At 64.1% G+C, this 18359-nt stretch carries 12 protein-coding genes; 9 read left to right on the top strand and 3 right to left on the bottom strand.

Annotated elements, in window-relative coordinates; translation table 11 throughout:
- From KBA48_RS10710 to KBA48_RS10685, 6 genes are all read left to right on the top strand, one after another.
- Positions 1–2464, top strand: a 2464-nt coding sequence (locus KBA48_RS10710) for a TonB-dependent receptor (RefSeq protein WP_292906061.1), incomplete at its 5' end; no start/stop codon positions are given.
- Between the two features lie 81 nt (positions 2465–2545).
- Positions 2546–4597: a PQQ-dependent dehydrogenase, methanol/ethanol family gene (locus KBA48_RS10705; RefSeq protein ID WP_292906059.1), complete on the top strand. Its 2052-nt coding sequence runs from the start codon at positions 2546–2548 to the stop codon at positions 4595–4597.
- Between the two features lie 11 nt (positions 4598–4608).
- On the top strand, positions 4609–6705 hold the full coding sequence (locus KBA48_RS10700) for a PQQ-dependent dehydrogenase, methanol/ethanol family (RefSeq protein WP_292906057.1): 2097 nt from the start codon (positions 4609–4611) through the stop codon (positions 6703–6705).
- A 41-nt stretch (positions 6706–6746) separates the two neighbouring features.
- Entirely contained in the window at positions 6747–8822 is a 2076-nt protein-coding gene (locus tag KBA48_RS10695; protein ID WP_292906055.1) for a 3-hydroxyacyl-CoA dehydrogenase NAD-binding domain-containing protein, read from the top strand.
- Between the two features lie 104 nt (positions 8823–8926).
- Positions 8927–11287: a CoA transferase gene (locus KBA48_RS10690; protein WP_292906053.1), complete on the top strand. Its 2361-nt coding sequence runs from the start codon at positions 8927–8929 to the stop codon at positions 11285–11287.
- Positions 11288–11355: 68 nt separating this feature from the next.
- A complete protein-coding gene (locus tag KBA48_RS10685) occupies positions 11356–12330 on the top strand; it encodes an SMP-30/gluconolactonase/LRE family protein (RefSeq protein ID WP_292906063.1) in 975 nt (324 codons plus the stop codon).
- Between the two features lie 64 nt (positions 12331–12394).
- Here the strand turns inward: KBA48_RS10685 and KBA48_RS10680 are convergent, their stop codons facing one another.
- From KBA48_RS10680 to KBA48_RS10670, 3 genes are all read right to left on the bottom strand, one after another.
- Positions 12395–13033 carry a flavin reductase family protein gene (locus KBA48_RS10680; RefSeq protein WP_292906051.1) on the bottom strand — a complete coding sequence of 213 codons (639 nt, stop codon included), beginning with the start codon at positions 13031–13033 and terminating at the stop codon, positions 12395–12397.
- 11 nt (positions 13034–13044) lie between these two features.
- Positions 13045–13848 carry an enoyl-CoA hydratase/isomerase family protein gene (locus tag KBA48_RS10675; protein WP_292906049.1) on the bottom strand — a complete coding sequence of 268 codons (804 nt, stop codon included), beginning with the start codon at positions 13846–13848 and terminating at the stop codon, positions 13045–13047.
- 102 nt (positions 13849–13950) lie between these two features.
- On the bottom strand, positions 13951–15096 hold the full coding sequence (locus KBA48_RS10670) for a TetR/AcrR family transcriptional regulator (RefSeq protein WP_292906047.1): 1146 nt from the start codon (positions 15094–15096) through the stop codon (positions 13951–13953).
- On the opposite strand from KBA48_RS10670, the gene KBA48_RS10665 reads away from it, so the two are divergent.
- Genes KBA48_RS10665 through KBA48_RS10655 form a run of 3 tightly spaced genes read left to right on the top strand, consistent with a single transcriptional unit; the run spans position 15026 to position 18349 of the window.
- The gene (locus tag KBA48_RS10665; RefSeq protein ID WP_292906045.1) at positions 15026–16192 is read left to right on the top strand and encodes an acyl-CoA dehydrogenase family protein; all 1167 of its coding nucleotides are present in this window, start codon (positions 15026–15028) and stop codon (positions 16190–16192) included. The genes KBA48_RS10670 and KBA48_RS10665 overlap by 71 nt on opposite strands.
- Before the next feature lie 29 nt (positions 16193–16221).
- Positions 16222–17328 (top strand): acyl-CoA dehydrogenase family protein, encoded by a 1107-nt coding sequence (locus KBA48_RS10660; RefSeq protein ID WP_292906043.1) that lies wholly within the window; start codon positions 16222–16224, stop codon positions 17326–17328.
- Positions 17329–17344: 16 nt separating this feature from the next.
- Positions 17345–18349, top strand: a complete 1005-nt coding sequence (locus KBA48_RS10655; RefSeq protein ID WP_292906041.1) for an NADP-dependent oxidoreductase — start codon at positions 17345–17347, stop codon at positions 18347–18349.
- The last annotated feature ends 10 nt before the right edge of the window (positions 18350–18359 follow it).

Raw genomic sequence — 18359 nt, 5'->3', positions numbered from 1 at the left:
GACCAAGATCGTGGCACGGAATCAGATTGCCAAGTTGTTCGCTACGTCCGCCGTTGGCGCCCTGTGCGTCACGGCGGCGGCCGGCATTGCCCACGCCCAGCAGCAGACGCCCGCTGCGCCCGGCGGCTTCGAGGCGCTGGAAGAGATCATTGTGACGGCGCAGCGCCGCACCCAGGCGTTGCAGGATGTGCCGCTGTCGGTGATGCAGATCACCCCGGATCAGTTGCAGCGCAGCGGTGCCGTGACCCTGGAAGGGCTGAACGGCATGATCCCCAACGCGGTGATCGAGCATGTGGGCCTGTTCCCCGGCGTCGCCTCGCTGTCGATCCGTGGCGTCGGCTTCTCCGGCGTGGAAAGCTTCGCGGACCCGCAGGTCCCCGTCTATGTGAATGGCGTCTACCAGGCGCGCAACGTCCAGGCCCTGTCCAGCACGGTCGACGTCGCATCGGTTGAAGTGCTGCGCGGCCCGCAGGGTACGCTGTTCGGCCGCAATGCCTTTGCCGGTGTCATCTCCCTGACCACCAACCGTCCCGACATGACGGAAACCACGGGAAGCGCCGACATCACCATCGGCAATTACGGCAAGGTTGATGCCGATGTCGTCGGCAATATCCCGCTGGTGGAAGACAAGGTTGCCGCCCGCATCGCCGTGCGGAAGCATAATTTCGACGGGTTCTACAAGAATAACGGCGTCGTTGTCACCGGCATCAACAATGGCAAGGCCACGACCACGGTCGATCCGTTGCTGGAAGGCAAGTCGATCGGCAAGGAAGACAGCCTGTTTGTCCGTCCGTCGATCCGTTTCACGCCCAATGACGACTGGGATATCTCGGTCATGGGCGAAATCTACCGCGAGCGCAGCGAGGCGGCACCGGCCGGTCACCTGTCCATGACCGGCGGTACGCTGGACAATATGGGTCTGACGGGCCAGTACCCGTTCGGCGACAAGAAATTCGGCATCGCGTCCGACGGTTCCGACCCGTTCCGCATTGGCCATTCCCTGGCTGACAAGCCCACTGATGTCGATAGCTGGAACGTCACCACGGACGCCGCCTACAGCACCGATATCGGCACGATCAAGGGGATCGTCAATTTCGGCCGTTCGACCTCGGAAATCTGGTCGGACACCGATGGCGAGAACTATAACGCCTTTACCTCCGCCCGTTGGGAAACCTACAAATCCTTCTCTGGCGAACTGCAATATATCTCTGACTTCTCCGACCGGCTGGATGTGATCGCGGGTCTGTTCTATTTCCAGGATCACTACAAGACGACCCAGCTTTCCTTCACGGACTTCTCGATCCCGTTCGTTCCCGATTTCACGGTTGCCGACAGCACCCAGAATCCGGGCTATATCAACAATGACGGCAAGCGCAAGTCGGTGGCCGCCTATGCCCAGGGTGAGTACAAGCTGACCGATGAGTTGAGCGCAGTGGTAGGCGCCCGCTATTCGTGGGAAAAGAAGTACGACTACCAGGGCGTGAATGCCACGCTCAACGCGACCGGCATTTCCCGGACCACCGATTTCGGCGACCATGTCTATCCGACCAACAGCGCCCTGATCTTCACGGCCCCCTCCAAGTCGTGGGAAAACCTGTCGCCGCGCATCGGCCTGAACTACAAGGTCGACAGCGACATCATGCTGTTCGGTTTCTGGCAGCGCGCCTTCAAGTCCGGCGGTTTCAACGCCAATTCCGCCGACCGCGATGCCTTCCGCACCCCGTTCGGGGTGGAGCGCGTGGACAATTACGAAGTCGGCATGAAGAGCGAATGGCTGGACCGTCGCCTGCGCGCCAATGTCAACGTGTTCTATGCCCAGTATGACGGGTTGCAGCGCTCGCTGGTGACCCCGTCCACCACGGCACCGTCCGGCGTGGTGACCACCACCACCAACGCCGCCGATCTGGAAAGCTACGGCGTGGAACTGGAACTGGCTGCCAAGCCGATGTCGCAGTTCACCGTCTTCGCCAATCTGGGCTGGAACAAGGCCCAGTACACTTCCTACTGCTTCGATGCCAATGGGCTGGAGCCCACCCGGACGCCCAGCGATGGCCGCGCCGTCTGTGGCGCGATCCAGCAGATCGGTGCTCTGTTCCTGGTGCCGACCGATTATTCCAACGTCAAGCCGATGCGCGCCCCCCGTTGGGACATCACGGCCGGCTTCACCAAGGAATTCACGGTCGGCAATGCTGGTGACCTGGAACTGAACGCGTCCATGAACTATCGCAGCGGTGCCTATGTGCAATTGCTGAACATCGCCGGTTCCTACCGTCCGCCGATGACGACCGTTGATGCGTCGCTGCGCTGGCTCCCGGATGATGGGGATTACACGGTCACGCTCTGGGGCAAGAACCTGACGAACGAAGTGGAAATCCTCAACTACCTGCCGGTTTCCACCCTGTTCGGCGAATATCATGCCACGCCGCCGCGCACCTATGGCGTCACCTTCGGCATGAAGTTCTGATCAGGACGGCCCGGCCGGTCTTGACGGGCCGGGCCTTGTCCATGTCAAAAGCGTATAAAAATCAAGTGGGAGGAAATAGAGATGGGCCGTAAGCGGGCTTCCATGGTTCTGGCGGCAATGCTGCTTCTGTCCGGCGCGTCCGTGCCGGTGGCGATGGCCGCCGCGCGGGAGGGGGCCAACTGGTCCTCCTACGGCGGCGATACCAGCGAGAACCATTACAGCCCGCTGAACCAGATCAACGACAAGACTATCGGCCGGCTGAAACTGGCCTGGTCCTATGATCTGCCGGTCACGCCCAACGGTCTGGCCAGCCCGCTGGCCATCGATGGCACACTCTATTTCCCGGTCGGACATTCCGTCATCCATGCCATGGACGCGGTGACCGGCAAGCTGCTCTGGCAGTACGATCCCAATGTCTACGAGGTCGCCGGCCACAAGATGCGCGCCGGTTGGGGCAATCGGGGCCTGGCTTACTGGCAGGGTGTGATCTATTCCGGCACGCTGGATGGCCGGTTGATCGCGCTCGACGCCAAGACGGGGAAGCTGTTGTGGTCCACCATGACGGTCGAACCGGACGATGCCCGTTACATTACCGGCGCGCCCTGGATCGCTGATGGCAAGGTGATCATCGGTCATGGCGGGGCCGATTACGGTCCTGTCCGTGGCTATGTGACCGCCTATGACGCCAAGACCGGCAAACAGGCCTGGCGTTTCTACACCGTTCCCGGCAATCCGGCGGACGGGTTCGAGAACAAGGCCATGGAAATGGCTGCCAAGACCTGGAATGGCGAATGGTGGAAGCTGGGCGGCGGCGGCACCGTCTGGCATGCCATGGCCTATGACAAGAAGTACAACCGCATCCTGATCGGCACCGGCAACGGCGCTCCCTGGAACCAGAAGATCCGCAGCCCCGGCGGCGGTGACAACCTGTTCCTCTGCTCCATCATCGCGCTGGATGCCAAAACGGGGGAGTATGTCTGGCACTATCAGGTCAATCCCGGCGAGACCTGGGATTTCAACGCCGCCATGGATATCGAGCTGACCGAGTTGAAGATCGATGGCAAGAAGCGTGACGTCATCCTGCATGCGCCCAAGAACGGCTTCTTCTATGTCATCGACCGCAAGGACGGAAAGCTGATCTCCGCCGAGAAGTTCGTGAAGAACGTCAATTGGGCGGAGAAGATTGATGTCGCATCGGGCCGGCCCGTCGAAAACCCTGATGCTCGTTTTCCCGATGGCAAGGCCTTCCTGACCTATCCGTCGTCCTGGGGTGCGCATGGCGTCGCGGCCATGTCGTTCAACCGCAAGACCGGCCTGACCTATATCCCCACCACCGATATTGGTGTCGTCTATGCCGATCCGGCCAGTCTGAAGGATTGGAAATTCCGTGACGGCATGGCCGTCAATTCCGGTCTGGGACCGGCACCCGCCGGCATGAAGGCACCCCCGGGCAGTTCCAGCCTGCTGGCCTGGGACCCGGTGGCGCAGAAGCCCGCCTGGGAAGTGCCGCTGGTCGGCATGCAGAATGGCGGCACCCTCACCACGGCCGGCAATCTGGTGTTCCAGCCGCAGGTGACGGGCGAATTGTCTGCCTATGCCGCCGATACCGGCAAGAAGCTCTGGGCCTATGATCTGCAGGTGGGGACGGCGGCCAAGCCGGTGACCTACTGGGCGGGTGGCAAGCAGTACATGACCATCCTGACCGGTTGGCGCGGGACCGGGGCCAGCGGTCTTCCCACGGAATGGAACTATTACACGCAGAAGCGCCGGGTGCTGACCTTCACCCTGGACGGCGCAGCCAGACTGCCGCCCGTCGCGCAGGAGTCGGAGGCACCGATCCTGGACAAGGCCGATTTTGTGGTGGATGACAAGAAGGCCGCGCTTGGCATGGCCGTGTTCCATCGCAATTGCCATGTCTGCCATGGCCCGCGCCTGATCGCCGGTGGTGCGGCGCCCGACCTGCGCCGCGGCCAGATGCCGCTGGAATTCGACAGCCTGAAGGCCGTGCTGCATGATGGCGCCCTGAAGCAGAATGGCATGCCGGCGTTCGAAGAAATGCCCGACACCGAGATCGAGGCCCTGCAGCATTATATCCGCCAACAGTCCCGTGCCGCCCTGGCGGCTGCCAAGTGATGGGGCGGGCCATGCGCAAGCCGGCTGCCGCTACCCGGATCGCGGGTATGATGATGGTTGCGTCGCTGGCGCTGGCCGGCTGTGGCCGGGAAAAGTCGGCCGTCGATGCCGGCCCCGACGCCTATGCCGGGCAGGCGGCCGTCAGCCATGGCGGCCGGGACTGGCCCGGCTATGGCGGCGACTGGACCGACACGCATTACAGCCCCCTGGCGGAGCTCAATGCCGACACTATCGGCCGGCTGAACCTGGCTTGGTCCTATGATATCGACACGCTGCCCAATGCCTTTTCGGCGCCGCTGGCCGTCGATGGTGTCCTGTATTTCGGTGTCGGCTATTCCGTGGTCCATGCCATGGATGCCGCCACGGGCACGCTGTTGTGGAAATATGATCCGCAGGCCCCGGAAATCGCGGGCCAGAAGATGCGCAGCGCCTGGGGTATCCGGGGCATCGCCTATTGGGAAGGCAAGATTTTCACAGGCACGGTCGATGGGCGCCTGCTCGCACTGGATGCCAAGACGGGAAAACTGCTCTGGTCTGCCCAGACCCTGGACAAGGATGATGGCCGCTATATCTCCGGCCCACCCTGGGTGTTCAAGGGCAAGGTGATGATCGGCCATGGCGGCGCCGATTTCGCGCCCGTGCGCGGCTATGTCACCGCCTATGACGCCAATACCGGCAAACAGGCCTGGCGCTTCTACACCGTTCCCGGCAACCCGGCCGACGGGTTCGAGAACAAGGCCATGGAGATGGCCGCCAAGACCTGGACCGGTGACTGGTGGAAGTTCGGCGGCGGGGGTACGGCCTGGCATGCCATGGCCTATGATCCCAAGTACAACCGGGTCTATATCGGCACCGGCAACGGCGCCCCCTGGAACCAGAAGATCCGCAGCCCCGGCGGCGGCGACAATCTGTTCCTCTGTTCCATCATCGCGCTGGATGCCGATACGGGCGAGTATGTCTGGCATTATCAGGTCAATCCCGGCGAAACCTGGGATTACAACGCCGCCATGGATATCGAACTGGCGGAACTGACCATCGACGGGCAGAAGCGCGACGTTATCCTGCACGCGCCCAAGAACGGCTTTTTCTATGTCATCGACCGCAAGACGGGCAAACTCGTCTCGGCGGAGAAGTTCGTGCCGACGGTCACCTGGGCCGACCGGATCGATACGCAGACGGGCCGGCCCGTGGAAAATCCGGAGGCGCGTTTTCCCGATGGGCAGGCCGCCATCCTCTTCCCCAGCCCGGTCGGCGCGCATAGCGTGGAGGCCATGTCCTACAGCCCGAAGACGGGCCTGGTCTATATCCCCGCCATAGAACAGGGTCGTATCTACACCGATCCGCCGGATCTGGCGGGCTGGCAGTTCCAGAAGGGCCAGTTCATCAATAACGGTATCGGCAAGCCGCCGGCCGATTTGAAAGTGCCGGGAACGCCGTCCAACGTGCTGCTGGCCTGGGACCCGGTTGCGCAGAAGGCCCGCTGGTCCGTGCCGCTGACGGGCATGAAGAACGGGGGCACGCTGGCGACGGGCGGCAATCTGGTCTTCCAGGGCAATGTCGAAGGGGAACTGGCCGCCTATGCCGCCGACAGCGGCAAGAAACTCTGGTCCTTCGATGCGCAAGTGGGCGTCATGGCCCAGCCCATCACCTATCAGGTCAAGGGCCGGCAATATGTCACCGTTCTAACAGGATGGCGCTCGTCCGGCCCGTCGGGTGCGGCGCATGACTGGGATTATCACAACCAGAAGCGCCGCGTCCTGACCTTTGCACTGGATGGCAAGGCCAGCCTGCCGCCCTTCGACCGGACACCCCTGCCGTTCGTGGACGATGCCGCCTTTGTCATTGATCCGGCCAAGGCGGCGGCGGGTGCCGAGCTTTACGCCCAGCGCTGCATCATCTGCCATGGCCCGGCCGTGAAGTCGGGCGGGGCCGCGCCGGACCTGCGCAAATCCCCCATGCCGCTGGATATCGACAGCCTGACGGCGGTTCTGCATGACGGGGCGCTGGTCCCCAACGGCATGCCGCAATTCCCGGAATTCACCCCGGCCCAGATCGGGACGCTGCAACATTATATCCGCCAGCAGGCCCGCGCCGCGCTGAAACCCTGAGGCGTTCGCGGACCCTCGCCGGCGGTTGCGAGGATATGGATATGAAGATCAACGATGTCGCCACCTATGCCATCGAAGACGGCGTGGCAATCATCACCATCGACAACCCACCGGTGAACGCCCTGGGTGCGGCCGTCCGGGCCGGCATCCACCAGGGTTTCGAAAGGGCCGTGGCCGATCCCGCCGTGTCGGCCATCGTCCTGATCTGTGCCGGCCGGACCTTCTTCGCCGGCGCCGACATCACCGAATTCGGCAAGGGTCCGATCCACCCGACGCTGCAGGAGGTGCAGGCCGCCGTGGAGAATGCGCCGAAACCTGTCGTCGCCGCCATTCACGGCACGGCGCTGGGCGGCGGGCTGGAACTGGCGCTTGTGGCCCATTACCGCGTCGCCGTGCCATCGGCCAAGTGTGGCTTGCCGGAGGTCAATCTGGGCCTGCTGCCGGGTGCCGGCGGTACCCAGCGTCTGCCGCGCATCGTCGGGGTGGAAAAGGCGCTGGAAATGGTGACCAGCGGGCAGCATGTGCCCGCCAAGGCCGCCCATGCCATGGGCCTGATCGATGCGCTGGTGGAGGAGGGCGGGTTGCGTGCGGGCGCCGTGGCCTTCGCCCGATCCGTGGTGGCCGAGGGCAAGCCCCTGGCCAAGGTCCGCGACCTGTCGGAAAAGATCGAGGCGGCACGCGGCCAGCCGGAGATTTTCGCCGCCTTCCGCAAGGCCAATGCGAAGAAATTCCGCGGCTTCCTGGCGCCGGAATATAATATCCGCTGCATCGAGGCGGCGGTGAGCCTGCCCTTCCATACCGGTGTGAAGGAAGAACGCCGCCTGTTTGAGGAATTGCTGAAGGGCAGCCAGTCAGCGGCGCAGCGCCATGTCTTCTTTGCCGAGCGCCAGGTGGCCAAGGTGCCGGATATCGGCCCCGATGTCTCCCAGCGCCCCATCGCCAGGGTCGGTGTGATTGGTGCCGGCACCATGGGCGGCGGCATCGCCATGGCCTTTCTGAATGCCGGTTTCCCGGTCACGCTGGTGGAGATGAAGGAAGAGGCGCTGGCGCGCGGGACCGGCATCATCCGGAAGAACTATGAGGCGACGGCCGCCAAGGGGCGGATATCCGCCGCCGACGTGGAAACACGCATGGGCCTGCTGACGGGCAGCCTGTCCTTTGATGATCTGGCCGCTTGTGACCTGATCGTGGAGGCGGTGTTCGAACAGATGGACATCAAGCAGGATGTCTTCGCCAGGTTGGACGCCATTGCCAAGCCGGGTGCCATCCTGGCGACCAACACCTCCTACCTGGATATCGACACCATCGCCGGCGCCACGAAACGCCCGCAGGATGTGGTCGGCCTGCATTTTTTCTCGCCCGCCCATATCATGCGGCTGCTGGAGATTGTGCGTGGGGAGGCGACGGCCAAGGATGTGCTAGCCACGTCCATGGCCATCGCCCGCAAGATTGGCAAGGTCGGCGTCGTGGTCGGCAACTGCTTCGGCTTCGTCGGCAACCGTATGCTGGCGCAGCGTCAGCGCGAGGCGGAAAAGCTGATCCTGGAAGGCGCCTTGCCCTGGGATGTCGACCGCGTCCTGTATGATTTCGGCTTCCCCATGGGGCCGTTCCAGATGCGTGACATGGCGGGCATGGATGTGGGTTGGGACCCGGACAAGTCCAGTTCGTCCACGGTGCGCGAGATCCTGAACGAAATGGGCCGCCGTGGACAGAAGTCCAACGCCGGCTATTACGATTACGATGAAAAGCGCAACGGCACCCCGTCGCCGGTGGCGGAAAAGGTGATCCTGGATTTCGCCGCACGCAAAGGGTTCCAGCGCCGCACCGTCACCGATCAGGAAATCCTGGAACGCTGCCTTTATTCGATGGTGAATGAAGGCGCCAAGATCCTGGAAGAGGGCAAGGCGGCCCGCCCGTCCGACATCGACATCGTCTGGTTCACGGGCTATGGCTGGCCCGCCTATCGTGGCGGCCCGATGTTCTGGGCCGACCTGGAAGGTTTGCCGAAGGTGCTGGACCGTATCCGCGCATTGCACGCGGCCTATGGCGACGATTTCAAGCCGGCGCCCCTGCTGGAACGGCTGGTGGCGGAAGGCAAGGGGTTCAAGGACCTGTAAAGGGGCTGCGGACGGGGACTTAGCCCCTTGTCCTGGTCCTTACAAAAATATACCATAGTGCAAATTTTAAGTGGCGTTCGACGCCATCATGGAGGAAATGAGAGATGCCCGGTCCGTTGGAAAACCTTGTCGTCGTCGATGTGTCACAGGTGCGCGCCGGCCTGATCGCCGGTGTGCTTCTGGCTGACCATGGCGCCGAGGTGATCAAGGTGGAGCCCAAGGGCGGCAATCCGTTCGCCCATGAGCTGACACGCAAGGGCTGGGACCGGGGCAAGCGCGCTGTGGAGCTGGACATAAGGCACGCGGCGGAGCGGGCGCAGGTGCTGGTCCTGGCGGCCCGCGCCGACATCCTGATCCATTCCCTGGAGGAAGCGGAGGCCCGGGCGCTGGGCCTGGATGCCGAAATGCTTGCCAAATCGCATCCGGCGCTGATCGTCTGTGCGCTGACCGCCTATGGTGCCGACACGCCGCTGGCCGACCGGCCCTATGGCGAAAGCCTGGCTGCCGCGCGGTTGGGCGCCATGATCGAAAAGGGCAATCCCCATCGCGAGGGGCCGTTTTATCTGGGCCATCCGGCGCTGCATTATGGCCAGGCCTTCGTGGCGGTGATTGACATCCTGGCGGCCCTGCGCGCCCGGCATGAGAACGGGGTCGGGCAGGGGGTGGAAGCCTCGCTGTTGGACAGTTTCCTGGCCCAGTCGCCTATGAACTGGTGGTCTCACCCGCAAAACATCTCCTACATCAAGCGGGAAGCCAAGGCGTCCACCAAGGGCACGCCGTTCGGCCATACCCGCCTGGTCACCGGTCTGGCCCAGTGTGGCGATGGCGAGTATCTGCAGCTTCACACCGGTGGACCCGGCGGCTTCAAGCGCACCATGGACCTGCTGGGTTTCGGCGACCGGGTGAAGGCGGTCGACGGGCCGGAAATGGCCGTACCGCTGTCAGAGGATGAATACCGCATCGCCCGTGTCGAACTGTATGAAGCGATGAAGAAGAAGCCGCGTGCCGAATGGCTGCGCCTGTTCCACGAGGCCGACATCGCGGCCCTGCCCGTGCTGCGCCCGGCAGAGGCGCTGCTGGATGAGCAGGTGGAATTTGTCGGCCAGCGGGTGGAGGTGCAGGATGCCGATTTCGGCACCATCCATCAGGCCGGCCCCGCCATACGCTTCGCCGCCACGCCCGGCATCACCGTCAGCCCGGCGCCCGCCGTGGGGCAGGATAATGACCGGTTGCCGGCGTTCCTCTCGCGGCCGGTACGCGTGGCCTGTGCCGCCGTGCGTCCGGTGAAGGCGGCACTGGAAGGCATCCGGGTGCTGGATTTCAGCTCCTTCTTCGCCTGCGGCTATGCCGGGCGCATGATGTCCGACATGGGGGCGGACGTCATTAAGATCGAAACCGATGGCGGCGACCAGATGCGGCCGCTGCCCGACCCGTTCGAGGCCTGTCAGCGTGGCAAGCGTGGCATTGTGGTCAATATCAAGACACCGGAAGGCATCGAGATCATTCAGAAACTGGTCAAGACCGCCGACATCGTCATGCATAACTGGCGGCCGGGCAAGGCGGACAAGGCCGGCATAGGTTATGCCGCGCTGTCGGCGATCAACCCGAAGCTGATCTATGCCTACCTGCCCGGCTATGGTTCCAAGGGACCGAAATCCAAGCTGAAAAGCTTCGCCCCGCTGATCTCCGGTTTCTGCGGCCTGCTGTATGAAGGGGCGGGGGAGGGCAACGCCCCCGTGCCCAGCGTCTATGGCAACGAGGATTACAATAACGGCTTCCTGGGGGCCGTCGGCGTGCTGATGGCGCTGGAGAACCGGTACCGGACCGGCAAGGGCGACTATCTGGAATGTCCCCAGGTTCATTCCAGCCTGTTCACCACCTCCGAACATTTCCTGGATGCCGACCGTCAGGTCACGCTCAGCCTGAAGATGGGTAAGGACCAGATGGGCTTCGGCGCGCTGGACCGGCTGTATCCAACCCGTGACGGGTGGATCTGCATCGCCTGTGAAACCGATGAACGGTTTGCGGCCCTGGCCGGGGCCGTGGGACAGCCGGGACTGACCAGCGATCCACGTTTCGCGACACCGCGTGACCGCAGCGCCCATGACGCCGCCCTGTCGGCAGCGCTGGAGCCGTTCTTCGCTGCCCATACCAGCGCTGACGCCTTCGCCATCCTGGACGCCGCCGGCGCCCCTTGCGAAATCCCCACGGAGACGCATTGGCTGCCCGACTTCTTCAAGCAGGATTGGGCGCTGGACAGCCAGCGTGTGCTGGACCAGCCCACCTCCCTGCATGGCCCCATCCAGGAAATCGGCCTGTTCACGCGGCTGAAGGGCACGCCCGGTGTGGTCAGGGGCACGGCGCCCGGCCTGGGCCAGCACACGCGTGAGGTACTGCGTGAACTGGGCTATGAGGACGCGGAAATCTCGCGGCTGGCCGAAAGCCGGCGCATCGGCGTCCTGTGACCGGGGCACTCTCCCTTTCCCGCCGCCACCTGCTGACGCGGGTGGCGGCGGGCGGTTGGGCCTTGGCGATGACAGCGTGCGTATCATCGGGGGGAAATCTCCCATCCCCCCTGCCGCTGGCCAAGGCCCGCCGTCTTTCCGGCCTGACCAAGCCCGAAGGTGTGGTCACCACCCCGGACGGCCGGCTGATCGTGTCGGACCCGGATGGTGCTGTGGCGATCCTGTCGCCGGACGGCGGTATTTCCCGCATCGGCAAGGCCCCTGCCGCCACGGGGCTGGCCATGGACCGGCAGGGTCGCGTCATCATCGCCAATTTCGGCCTGCTGGCCGACGGAAACGGACCCCTGCAACGGCTGGACCTGGGCACGGGGGCGGTTGAAACCCTGGCCGACAGTTTGGATGGACGGCGTCTTGTCGCCTCCAACGCGCCCGCCATCGGCCCCGGTGGGGAGGTCTATTGCAGCCATTCCACCTGGGCGAACCCGGCCAATATCGGGACGACCGATCCGGCGGGATTTGTTTACAAGGTGGCGGCGGATGGGCGAGTGTCGCGTGTCTGCGATGGCATCCGGGGGGCCAATGGTATCTGTTTCGACCGGGATTTCAGGCATCTCTATGTGGCGCAGACGGCAGCGGGCACCATCCTGCGCTATCGCCGTGGCGCTGACGGTTCCTATCGTGATCCCGTGCAATATGGCCCGGTCCTGGGTCTGGCGCCCGACAACCTGTCGGCCGGTGATATCTATGGACGGATGGCGCCGGCGGAACGCGCTGCCTTGGGCCATCCCGATGGTGTTGCGCTGGACGCTGCCGGCAATCTCTGGGTGACGCTGCCCTTCGCCAACCGCGTCGTCGCCATTACCCCCACTGGGCAGGTGGTGACCATCCTGTCCGATCCGGAGGGGCAGGTGATGCAGATGCCTACCAGTCTGGCCTGGGGCGGCGCGGATTTGTGCGATCTGTCGATCGTGTCCCGCCGCAATGGCGCGGTTCTCACCCTGCGCACACCCATCCCGGGCCTGCCCCTGCCACACTGGGGCTGAGGCAGGCCCCGCACGCGGGGGATGAGGTCACTTATACCAGTGCCGATAAATTCCGACCCTGGCATTACTGCCGTTCGCGCCAGTCGGGGTCGTAGGTGGGACGGTCCATCTGGAACGCGTCGCCATTGCGCAGGTACCAGCCGCTGCCATGGGTGCGGCCAATCAGCTTCATGGCGGGATTGTCGACATAGGCCTTGGCCGCGTCGATCACGAATTCATCCTTGATATGGGCCATCAGGATTTCGCCCAGGATTACCGTCTGGCGCGGCCCGATATCCAGCGCCGCCACCTTGCGGCATTCGAAGCTGACGGGTGCCGTGGCGATCAGCGGCGGCTTGACCACGCTTGCCGGTGCCGTCTCGATCCCCGCATACTCGATCTCGTCCAACTCGGGCGGGGCATCCACGCTGCACCGGTTCATGCGCTCGGCGTCGGCCTCGCACACAAGGTTCACCACGAATTCACCGGTGGCCATGATGTTGCTGGCCGTGTCCTTCATGCCGCCATGGCGGGGATGCTTCAGCAGGCCCAGGACCAGCAGTGGCGGATCATCGCCCACGGCGTTGAAAAAGCTGTAGGGGGCGGCGTTGCGCACCCCGTCGGTGGAAAGCGTCGTTACCCAGGCGATGGGCCGGGGGGTGACGGTGGAATTGATGATCTTGTACCGAGCCGGCAGGGGCAGGGCGCGCATGTCGAACTGCATTTTCGTCGTCCTCAGCCTTGCTTGCGGGCATTGATGAAGGCGTCGCGGGCACGACGCAATTCATCCCCGCTCTGCAGATGCGCGCAATAGACCAGTTCCAGGGCGTGGCTTGCATCCAGGTCGCTGCCTTCGGCATTGTGCAGCAGGCGCTTGGTCAACTCCACCGCCTGGCGGTTGCCGTTGCCAAGCGTGCCGGCGAACGCCAGCGCCGTTTCCAGTGCGGTGCCCGTGGGGCACAGGCGGCTGACCAGCCCCATGCCCAACGCCTCGGCCGCCGGCAGGGTGCGGGCCGACATAACCAGTTCCGCCGCGCGGTAACGGCCGATCTGACGGGCCAGCAGCCAGGCGGCCCCGCCATCCGGTGTCAGGCCGAAATTGACGAAGGGGGCACCGAAGCTGGCGCCTTCCGCCGCGATGATCAGGTCACAGGCCAGTGCCAGGCTCCACCCCATGCCGAAGGCCCCGCCCTCGACCGCCGCGATGACGGGCATGGGCAGCCGACGCAGGCGGGCGATGATACGCTGTCCCCATTCCAGCCGTGCGGCCGCGGACAACGCGCCCTCGCCCCGTGCCGGCGGGATCTTCATGTCGCCGCCATAGGAGAAATGCCCGCCGGCCCCGGTGATCACCAGCGCACGGGCCGGCGTCTCCCGTTCCAGCCCGTCCAGCAGGGTGGAAAAGGCTTCCCACATCTCGAAGGAGACGGCGTTGCGCGCCTCCGGCCGGTTCAGTGTCACCAGCACCACGTCGCCGTCGCGCCGGTCAACAAGCAGCCGCATCGTTCCCGCCTGCGGGGCGGTGTCTTTGTCTGCCATCGGGAATTCCGTCGTTCGGGCGGGGTTGTCCACCCCGCGCATCATCATTGCGGGGTGGTTATATCACGCCCTAAAACTACACGACAGGTTAATTTTAAATCGTCATCCCTGCGGGGTCGCGCCGTCCATCGGGGGGCCGCCGGACGGCGAGAGGGACACACCTTTCTCATGGAAATCCGACAGAACCGTTTCGATTTCCTTGCGTGCCGCGCCGCGTGTGGCCCCGGCCATGAAGGACAGGTAGGTGGTGATCAGATGCGGAATGATCTGATCGTCGGCGATATGGCCCCGGCACCAATCATAGATGATCGTATATTCGAATCGCACGATGTCATCCGCCAACCGCTTGGCATCGATCCAGGGCTGCAACTGCCGTTTGGCGCGCAGCACCTCGATCCATTGCAGGTTGGGGGTCACGGCCATGGAATGCATGGTCGTCCAGATATCGCTGTCTGCATCCAGGGAGAAATAAATCGTCATGATCGCACTGATATAATTGCGGATCTGACGATTTCGCTGAATCACGAACACCATGCGCTCGATGTTCCGCTGCAGCGTTCCGGCCGGATGCGTATAGGGCAGGCGGGAAATATAGCGGTCGAAATATTCATGGATCGCCATGGCGATCATACGTTCCTTGGTCTGGAACGCGTTGTAGAGCGTGCGCTTGGACACATCCGCGCGCTTGCAGATCTCATCCATGCTGAAATGGATCAGGCCCTTTTCGGCGATAAGCTTGCGTGTTTCATCCAGAATGCGTCGCCGCCGCGCATGGATGGCGGGACTGGAATAGATCAGGGCTTTTTCCGGCTCGATCCGCGACACGTGCTTTGAACTCCCCATTGCCAGCGATGGACCGGCCGGCTCCGCTTCAGAGTTAACATTGCACATATGGAGAACTTTACGCCAGCCCGTCGAGGTCCGCGCCGGCCCCGGTGCTGGTGATATCTGCCGGGTGCAGGGTTGGGTGGCTTCCAGAAAATAACCTGTGATGCAATTTTTGACGTGCAAAGCCCGGCCCGCTGAATTAAGGTCAACCCAATCAAGATTGCTGCCGGTGGCGTATCGCGCCTCCTTGCGGTGCCCTCCTGTCGCCCCATCGTGGCCGGGAATGGGCGGGCCGGCGTCACCAGCGGAAAAATGAGAGGGACGGGAATTGGCTGGCTTGGATGACATTATGGCGTCCGGTTTCCGGGAGGAAGCAGCGGGGTGGCTTGCCGCCAATTTCCCGCCGGCGCTGGCCTTCAAGAATCCGCAGCCCTATCTGACCGATGGCGGCTATGCCGACGCCGACGCGGATTTCTGCCTGTGGCTGCGCCGGATCGCGGACAAGGGATGGGGGGCGGTCACCTGGCCCGTGATCTATGGCGGTGCCGGCCTGACGGTGGCGCATGAAAGGATCATCGGGGAGGAGATGGCGCGGATCGGTGCCTTCAACCCCAATCGCAGCTACGGCATGATGATGCTGGGTCCGACCCTGCTGGAATTTGCCAGCGAGGAACAGAAACTGCGCTTCCTGCCGCCCATCGCGCGTGGCGAGGCGCGCTGGTGCCAGGGCTTTTCCGAACCCGGTGCCGGGTCCGATCTGGCCTCGCTGCAGACCAAATGTGTGGACCAGGGCGACCATTGGCTGGTGAACGGTCAGAAGATCTGGACCTCAGGCGCCAACCACGCCCATTGGTGCTTCTGCCTGGTCCGCACCGACACGACGCGCAAGCAGGGGGGCATCAGCTTCCTGCTGATCGACATGGCGACGCCCGGGGTAGAGGCGCGGCCCATCACCCTGATTTCCGGCACCACGCATTTCTGCGAAGTGTTCCTGACCGATGTGAAGGTGCCCAAGGAAAATATGGTCGGCGCGTTGAATGGCGGCTGGACGGTCGGCAAACGCCTGTTGCAGTTCGAACGCGACAGTCTGGCCGGTAACCGCGCGGAGGCAACGCCGCTGACCGAGCTGGCCCGTCACTATGTCGGCACCGACGGCCAGGGGCGCATCGCCAATTCCGATCTGCGCGCCCGGTTGATCCGCAACGGCATCCGCGCCCAGGCCTATTCGCACACCGTGCGGCGGGCAGGCGCTGAAACGAAGGCGGGATTGAAGACCATCGCCGTGTCGGCCCTGAAAAACCTTGGCGCTGAGGTGTCGCAGGAACGGGCCGACCTGATTGTGGAGATCATGGGCAATGCCGGCCTGGGCTGGGAAGGCCAGGGCTTCACGGCGGAAGAGATCGAGGCGACGCGGGCCTGGCTGCATAGCCGCGCCTTCTCCATCTATGGCGGCAGCCACGAGATACAGAACAACATCACGGCCAAGCAGACCCTGGGTCTGCTCGATCACCAATAAAACCCAAGAAGGTTGCGGGAGGAGTCGATATGGCTGTCCTCAATGAAGAACAGCGCATGCTGCGTGATGCGGCCGAGGCCTGGGTGCGCGACCGCGCGCCGGTCACGGCGTTGCGCGCCCTGCGTCAGGGCACTCCCGCCCCCGGCCATGATCCGGCGCTCTATGCCGAGATGGCGGAGATGGGGTGGACAGGCATTCTGGCCGGCGAGGATCACGGCGGATCGGACCTGGGCCTTTTGACGATGGGGATCGTTGCCGAACAGTTGGGGCGTCATCTGGTGACCTCACCGCTGGTGTCCTCAGGCGTGGGGGCGGTATCCGCCTTGCGGCTGGGTGGCGCGCCGGTGCTGGCCGATGAATGGCTGCCCGCCATCGTGGAAGGCCGGGCCGTGCTGGCGCTGGCCATTGATGAAGGTCCCCGCCATGATCCGGCCGCCCCCGGCCTGACCGCCGCGCGTGAGGGCGGGGGCTGGCGCCTGTCCGGGGCCAAACGGCCCGTGATCAATGGTCTGGCCGCCCATGCCTTTCTGGTATCGGCGGCCACGCCGGATGGTGTCGCGCTGTTCCTGGTCGATGCCGGGGCGCCAGGCCTGACCATCGCGCCGTTGAAGGAGATCGACGTCCGGGGGGCGGCCCTATGCCATTTCGACGGGGTCATGGTGGCGGAAGATGCACGCCTGTCGACCCCCGGCCTGCTGGACGGCGTGCTGGACCGTGTCCGGGCGGTCGTGGCGGCGGAAATGCTGGGCACAGCCGCCCAGGCCTTCGATACCACCCTGGATTATCTGAAGACACGCATGCAGTTCGGCCAGATCATCGGCCGGTTCCAGGCGCTTCAGCATCGCGCGGCCGCCCTTTATGGCGAACTGGAACTGACCCGGTCGGCGGTGGAGGCGGCGCTGGCGGCCCTGGATGATGCTGCCCCCGATGCAGCGTCGCTTGTGTCCGTGGCCAAGGCGCTGGCCGGCGATCTGGTGCGCCGCATGGGGGCGGAAATGATCCAGCTCCATGGCGGTATCGGCATGACCGATGAACATGATGCCGGACTGTATCTGAAACGCGGCCGCGTGCTGGACATGTCCTATGGCGACGTCGCGTTCCATCGCGAACGCTATGCCCTGTTGAATGGCTATTGAGAGGCGGGGGAAACCGATGCCGCAATCGCGTGAAGTCCGTCTGGTCAGCCGCCCCGCCGGCATGCCCGTGCCGGAGAATTTCGAACTGGCCACCGTCACCGTGCCCGACCCCGGTCCGGGAGAAGTGCAGGTCCGCAATCACTGGATGGCCGTTGACCCCGCGATGCGCGGCCGGATGAACGACGCCAAAAGCTATGTCCCGCCCTTCACCCTGGGCGCGGCGATGGAGGGACCATGCATCGGCATCGTCACCGCCTCCAACGATCCGGGTTTTGCCGCAGGTGATCTGGTCTGGTCGCGGCTGGGCTGGCGGGAGTACGTCAACGCCCCTGCCGCCGCCTTGAAGAAGCGGGATGCCGGTGCTTTGCCGCCCCAGGCCTATCTGGGCTTTGCCGGCATGACGGGCCTCACCGCCTATGCCGGACTGTTCGAGGTGGCGGGCCTGAAGGGCGGGGAGACGGTCTTTGTTTCCGCCGCGTCGGGCGGGGTTGGGTCCGTGGTTTGCCAGATCGCGAAGATCATGGGCTGCCGCGTGATCGGTTCGGCCGGGGGTGAACGCAAGGCCGCCTTCCTGCGCGAGACGCTGGGGCTGGATGCTGTCATCGACTACAAGGCTGAACCCAGCCTGACAAAGGCCCTGGCCAAGGCCGCGCCGGACGGTATCGACGTCTATTTCGACAATGTCGGCGGCGACCATCTGCAGGCGGCCATCGCGGTGGCCAAGCCGTTCGCCCGCTTCGCCCTGTGCGGCATGATCAGCCAGTACAACGCCACCGAACCGTCGGCCGCCCCGCGCAACCTGATGCAGGTCGTGGTCAAGAGCCTGCGCCTGCAGGGCTTCATCGCGCTGAACTACCTGCATCTGGAGGAAAAGTTCCTGGCCCAGGTCACCGAATGGCATCGGGCAGGCAAGCTGGACAGTGCGGAGACGGTGCATGAGGGCATCGACCATGCCCTGGACGCGTTTTTCGGCCTGTTCCGGGGTGAAAATCTGGGCCGCATGCTGGTCAAGCTGGCCTGAAGGGGGCGGG

This window comes from Niveispirillum sp. (genome assembly GCF_017996735.1).
GTDB lineage: Bacteria > Pseudomonadota > Alphaproteobacteria > Azospirillales > Azospirillaceae > Niveispirillum.
This window is presented reverse-complemented; position numbering and strand designations above follow the sequence as displayed.